Below are 6,061 nucleotides of genomic sequence, written 5' to 3'. Positions count from 1 at the left end.
CTGCACACCCTGCGCCGCGACAAGGCCGCCGTCAGCCACCACTACGACGTCGGCAACGACTTCTACTCCCTCGTCCTCGGCCCGTCGATGGTCTACTCGTGCGCCTACTGGGACGACGGCGACACCCTGGAGGACGCCCAGGCCGCCAAGCTCGACCTCGTCTGCCGCAAGCTCGGCCTCAAAGAAGGCGACCGGCTGCTCGACGTCGGCTGCGGCTGGGGCTCGATGGTGCTGCACGCGGCGCGCGAATACGGCGTACGCGCCGTCGGCATCACGCTCTCCGCCGAACAGGCCGCGTACGCCCGCAAGCGGGTCGCCGACGCCGGCCTCGGCGACCGCATCGAGATCCGGGTCCAGGACTACCGCGAGACCGCCGACGGCCCGTACGACGCCATCTCCTCCATCGGCATGGCCGAACACGTCGGCTCGACCCGCTACGGAGAGTACGCCCGCGGCCTCCACCGCCTCCTGCGGCCCGGCGGCCGGCTGCTCAACCACCAGATCGCCCGCCGCCCGCTGGCGGACGAAGAGGACTACGCCATCGACGAGTTCATCGACGCGTACGTCTTCCCCGACGGCGAACTGTCGCCCATCGGCACGACGGTGGACCAACTGGAGCGCGCGGGCTTCGAGGTGCGCGACACCCAGGCGCTGCGCGAGCACTACGCGCTGACGCTGCGCCGCTGGGTGGCGAACCTGGAAGCCCGCTGGGCGAAGGCCGTCGCGCTGACCACGCCGGGGCGGGCGCGGGTGTGGCGGCTGTACATGGCGGCGTCGGCACTGTCCTTCGAACACAACCGGATCGGCGTGAACCAGGTGCTGGCGGTACGGACCCCGGGCACGGGCGACTCGGGGCTGCCACTGCGGCAGCCGGGGTGGCGCTGAAGCGGGGCGGGGTGCGGTGCGGGGTGCGGGGCGGGGTGCGGGGCCGCGGGTGCGGGTGATCCCGGAAACGGTACGAGGGTGTCACGCCGGCGCAGCACAGGGTTAACACGGGTCCGGCATCGTGGAGGACGTCGGCAAGGACCTCCGGAGCGGCTCCCGGACCTCCTGGTCGCCGGACGCAGGGCCCGGCTCGAACCCGGCTCGCGTCCCACGCGGGGACCGCCGTCGTCCCGCCCCCTAGGTGCCCAGCACCGGGGGTGCGGCGGTCCCCGCGTCACACGTTTGTGCGCAGGTGTGCGAGCGGGTTGTCGAAACTGACGTGCGCGGCGACGTCGCGCAGCATCGCCCGGTAGTGGGAGCGGCGGCTCGCGGCCGGTGTGGTGAGGCTGAGCACGACGAGGCGGCTGCCGTCGGGGTGGGGCAGATAGGCATGAATCTGGAGCAGCCGCTCGACGGCCAGCCCGAGATCGGGCGCGACGGTCCGCGCCACCTCGCCGAGGGCGGCGGGCCCGCAGGGGAGGTCGAGGACTTCGACACGGTCGTGACCTGCGGCGACGGCACGGGCAGCGGTCAGGTGCCGGGGCGCGCGACTGATCTCCTGCCACCGAAAGGTGAAGAACGAGGTGAGCACCCGCCCGTCGCCGTCGTCGTCCCGGTGCAGCCCCAGCGAACAGTGCACGACGCCTTCCTCCCGAAGCGCGAGCATCATCCGCTGAGCCCCGGCTAACTGCCCGATCAACCGCTGCCGAACGACCCCGTCGGGAGCCCCGTCGAGAATGCCGTCGACCACCTCCCGAAGCCGCGAGGCGTCGGCGCTGTCGGAGGAAGCGGTGAGGGCATCGAGCGGGAGGGTGGTAAACCCGGCGGGCAGAGCGAACCACGCTTCACGGTCGGGCGCGGCGACGGAGTCGCTGAGGACGTACGTGGCCTGGTCTTCAGTCACGAGGCCCCCGCCAGCCAATGGCTTGGCGTGCGTGAGCCAGGTCTTCGGGGGAAGCTTGCCACGAGTTGACGTCTATGGGTGCCGTTTGCTTCGTCTCTCCGACCTGGACGATCAGGTGCATGCGTTTTGGTGCTGGGATTTTAGGGGCAGTGCCGGGTTTGGTGACGGCGATGACGCCGAAGAAGCGCGGATCGCCGACGAACCAGATGGGATTCAACTGAGCCTTCAGCTCAGGCTTGGCGCGGGGCCCCATCCGTCTGGTCCACCATGTGGGGACGAGCCGCAGGTGTTGGTACATCAGGAACGGTTCACCCGGCTGCTCGGGGTGGGGGATGGTGAGGCAGAGATTCGTTGGCGTTTCTCCGGGGTTCTGGGGAAAACTGTAGGGGATATCGTCGAGACGCCAGGGATAAGCCCGAATGATTCTGCGGATCCGGTAGTTGGAGATGATTTGGGCAGGCTGAATTTTGGCGCGGTACATGCCGTAGCCCATAGGAAGCACAAAGAGGGGGATGAACGCCTTGGAGAGAAATACGACGAGCACGACGAGGAGACACCAAGGGCTGAGGAACCACCCGACGAAGGCAAGGACGCTGATCGTCGTCTGCTTGGCCCAGGCGCGCCGGGTCGGCGGGTGCTCCCATGCTGTGGGGTAGTTGGACGGGTGCACGTTAAACCTCCTTGAGGCATGGTCGGGAGGTGTGTCAGGGGAAGACGCGAGGGATGACATTGATGAGATCCCCACTGCCGACCCCGGCAATCTCAAGGCCGCCGAAGACAGTTCCCGAATTGCCGACACCGTCGTTGTCGAGGGCATCCACCTTGGTTCCGAGCAGGGTGATTCCTCCGGAGATCACCCCGATGGAAGCCGCGGTTACCTCTATGGCTTTGGGTGCTGAAGATGGCATCCTTGCACCGTGGACAATCCAGGCCACCGTCGGGTTGTCCAGTGCGCTGATAGCTCGCGCTTCTGTCATAATGTGGCTGCCTACGGTGGCGAATTTCTGGCCCAGTGACAGAGTCGCGGATCCTGTCCGAAGAGCGCCCGCGCCGAGTTTGATTCCCTGGCCTACCGCAGCAAGGCCGGGAACTATGCCCACGAAGTCGGCACCCAGGCTCACCAAGTTGGAGAAGAAGTCCGCGTCGAACTGACCCTTCGTGAAGCCATTCAACAGGGACGACCACACCTCTGAGTCGGACAAGCGGAGCCCCAGCGCGCCCGCGCTCAGACCCGACGCCACCAGCAGCAGCACCGCCGTTGCCGTGCCGCCCGTCACGATCGTCAGGGCCGCCAGCGCCAGCACGCCAGCCGCCACGCTCAGGATGTCCGGGAGGTTCTCCGAGACCCACGCCGCCGCCTTCTCGAAGAAGCCCGGTTCCTGCGGGGCCAGTTTGTCCGTGGCGTCGCGGATCCTTGCCGCGCGGTCGCTGGCCTTGTTCTCGTGTTCCCAGGCGAGGTTGCGGGCGCTGGACAGGATGCGTTCGAGGTCCGCCTGGGCTTCGGCCACCGCCGCGTTGAGGCGGCGCATCGTCGCCTTGGCCTCGTCCTCGTCGTCGGACTTCCCTCCGCCGCCGGCGTCGCGCTTGGCGGCGTCGGCGTTGGATTCCGCGTCGCCGAGGGTCTCGCGCGCTTCGCGGGCCTTGTCGTTGAGGCGGTTGGCGCGGCGCTGGAAGTCGCCGAGTTCGGACTCCCAGCGGTCGAGTTGCCTGGCGGCTTTTCTGATGGAGTGCGCGGCGTTCTTGAGGTTCAGGGGGAGCGGGCCGTCTTCCAGTTGGTCCCGGAAGGCGGTGGCCGCATCGCCCTTCCAGTAGCTGCCGTCCATCAACTTGGTGATCATGTCGCGGGTCTCTTCGAGCACATCCGCGCACTTGATGAGCTTGGTGCGGAGCGCGTGGACGGTGTCCGTGCTGCCCGGTGCCGGGTTGAAGCCCAGGGACGGATACGTGTCCGGGACCGTGCCCGGCTGGAGTCCCTGGGGCTGGGTCATGGGTAAGTCGGAGAACTTGCCGCGGGGTCGCCGGACGCCGTCTAAGCCGGGAATGTCACTGTTCGTCATGTGCCGCCTCCCTGGGCCGCTTTCGCCAGGTTCTCTTCCAGGGCTTTGTCGACCTCGGCGTAGCTCTCCTTGCTGTCCCCGACGATTCCCGCCAGCTCGTCCACCTGCTCCCCGATCTGTCCCGTGCCGTACTTCCACTCGTCCTGGAAGTCTTCGCAGGCACCGTCGAGGTTGTCCGTGCCCAGGCCGCTGATCGTGGAGTCGCGCAGGGCCCTGTGGACCCCTTCGAGTGAGTGCACCGAGCGCTTCAGCAGGCGCATGAAGCGCTCCAGCTCGTCGCCGTCGACCGCGAGTCGGTCCGCCAAGCTTCACCTCCGTACGTGTCGTTGCTCCTCCCCGCTGCGAAGGCATCGTAGCGATGAGTGGTGACACGAATGCGAAGGGTGTGGATAACTTGGCGAGTTGTGGACGGCTTGGCGAGTTCAGGCCCTTCCTGCGCCCTTCGCCAGGTACGCCAGCAGGTCCGTCCGCGACACCACGCCCGTCGGCTTGCCCTCCACCAGCACCACCGCCGCGTCCGCGCCTTCCAGCACCGCGACCAGGTCCGCGACCGGTTCGCCCGAGCCGACCTGGGGGAGCGGGGGGCACATGTGCTGTTCCAGGGGGTGGTCGAGTTCGGCCTTGTGGGTGAACAGCGCGTCCAGCAGTTCCCGTTCCACGATCGAGCCGACGACCTCCGCGGCCATCACGTCCGGGTGTCCCGCCCCGGGCTTGACGACCGGCATCTGCGAGACCCCGTACTCGCGCAGCACCTCGATCGCCTCGCCCACCGTCTCCTCCGGGTGCATGTGCACCAGCGACGGCATGCTGCCCTCTTTGTCGCGCAGTACGTCCGCGACGCTCGCGGCGCCGGCCTCGTCCAGGAAGCCGTAGTCCGCCATCCAGTCGTCGTTGAAGATCTTCGACAGGTAGCCGCGGCCGCTGTCCGGCAGCAGGACGACGACCACGCCGTTCTCGTCCAGCCGTTCGGCCACCCGCAGCGCGGCGACCACGGCCATCCCGCAGGAGCCGCCGACGAGCAGCCCTTCCTCGCGGGCCAGCCGGCGGGTCATGCGGAAGGAGTCCTTGTCGGAGACGGCGACGATCTCGTCCGCGACCCCGCGGTCGTACGCGTCCGGCCAGAAGTCCTCGCCGACGCCCTCGACCAGGTACGGGCGGCCCGAGCCGCCGGAGTACACCGAGCCCTCCGGGTCGGCGCCGACGATCTGCACGGCGCCGTCGGAGACCTCTTTCAGGTACTGGCCGGTGCCGGAGATCGTGCCGCCGGTGCCGATGCCCGTGACGAAGTGCGTGAGGCGGCCGTCGGTCTGCGTCCACAGCTCGGGGCCCGTGGAGTGGTAGTGGGACGCCGGGTTGTCGGGGTTGCTGTACTGGTCGGGCTTCCAGGCGCCGGAGGTCTCGCGGACCAGGCGGTCGGAGACGTTGTAGTACGAGTCGGGGTGCTCGGGGTCGACGGCGGTCGGGCAGACGACGACCTCGGCGCCGTACGCACGCAGCACGTTGATCTTGTCCGTGGACACCTTGTCCGGGCAGACGAAGATGCACTTGTAGCCCTTCTGCTGGGCCACCATCGCCAGCCCCACGCCGGTGTTGCCGGACGTCGGCTCGACGATCGTGCCGCCGGGCCGCAGCGCGCCCGAGCGCTCCGCGGCCTCGATCATGCGCAGCGCGATGCGGTCCTTCACCGAGCCGCCGGGGTTGAAGTACTCCACCTTCGCCAGCACCGTCGCCCGGATGCCCTGGGTCACGCGGCCCAGCCTGACCAGGGGCGTGTTGCCGACCAGGTCGGTGATCGACTCGTGATACTGCACCGCTCACTCCAGGGTCCGTGGCTCTCGGGGCGAGCCCAGCGTAAGGCTTTCCCCGCGGGTGATTGAGCCGGGCACAAGGCCGGGCAACAAAGTGTTAGCACGCGCGTAGACCGCGGCGTGCGGCGGGTGGCGGCTGCCCGCGCGCCGCCTCGGACGTGCGGGGGGAGACGGCGTAGGACAGAGGAGGGGAGGACGGACCGCGGACAGGAGCGGGCAGCGGCACGGCTGCGGAACGCAGACGGAGCTACGGACACGACGCGGCACGGCACCCGGGGGCCGGCGCGGAACGGAGAGGCGATGTCGATGACCAGGGCGAGGGCGGCACGCCGGATCGCCGCGGCGGCGGCGTACGGCGGCGGGGGCAT

The 6,061-nt window shown here is 68.9% G+C and carries 6 protein-coding genes; 1 reads left to right on the top strand and 5 read right to left on the bottom strand.

What is annotated here, in order from left to right; translation table 11 throughout:
- Nucleotides 1–885, top strand: an 885-nt coding sequence (locus H5J30_RS14550) for an SAM-dependent methyltransferase (protein WP_181787858.1), incomplete at its 5' end; no start/stop codon positions are given.
- Between the two features lie 274 nt (nt 886–1,159).
- Here H5J30_RS14550 and H5J30_RS14545 read toward each other — a convergent pair.
- The 5 genes from H5J30_RS14545 to H5J30_RS14525 form a co-directional block, all read right to left on the bottom strand.
- A complete protein-coding gene (locus tag H5J30_RS14545) occupies nt 1,160–1,846 on the bottom strand; it encodes a hypothetical protein (RefSeq protein WP_220188911.1) in 687 nt (228 codons plus the stop codon).
- A complete protein-coding gene (locus H5J30_RS14540) occupies nt 1,821–2,498 on the bottom strand; it encodes a hypothetical protein (protein ID WP_220188910.1) in 678 nt (225 codons plus the stop codon). The genes H5J30_RS14545 and H5J30_RS14540 overlap by 26 nt, the downstream gene beginning before the upstream one ends.
- Before the next feature lie 34 nt (nt 2,499–2,532).
- Nucleotides 2,533–3,885, bottom strand: coding sequence for a coiled-coil domain-containing protein (locus H5J30_RS14535; protein WP_181787857.1), 1,353 nt, complete (start codon nt 3,883–3,885; stop codon nt 2,533–2,535).
- Nucleotides 3,882–4,190 carry a hypothetical protein gene (locus tag H5J30_RS14530; RefSeq protein ID WP_181787856.1) on the bottom strand — a complete coding sequence of 103 codons (309 nt, stop codon included), beginning with the start codon at nt 4,188–4,190 and terminating at the stop codon, nt 3,882–3,884. Before H5J30_RS14530 ends, H5J30_RS14535 begins: the two co-directional genes overlap by 4 nt.
- 117 nt (nt 4,191–4,307) lie before the next feature.
- A complete protein-coding gene (locus H5J30_RS14525) occupies nt 4,308–5,696 on the bottom strand; it encodes a cystathionine beta-synthase (RefSeq protein WP_181787855.1) in 1,389 nt (462 codons plus the stop codon).
- Between the last annotated feature and the right edge of the window lie 365 nt (nt 5,697–6,061).

Source organism: Streptomyces phytophilus (assembly GCF_013870535.1).
GTDB lineage: Bacteria > Actinomycetota > Actinomycetes > Streptomycetales > Streptomycetaceae > Streptomyces > Streptomyces phytophilus.
Note: the sequence above shows the minus strand (reverse complement) of the source record. Positions and strands in the feature narration are given on the sequence as shown.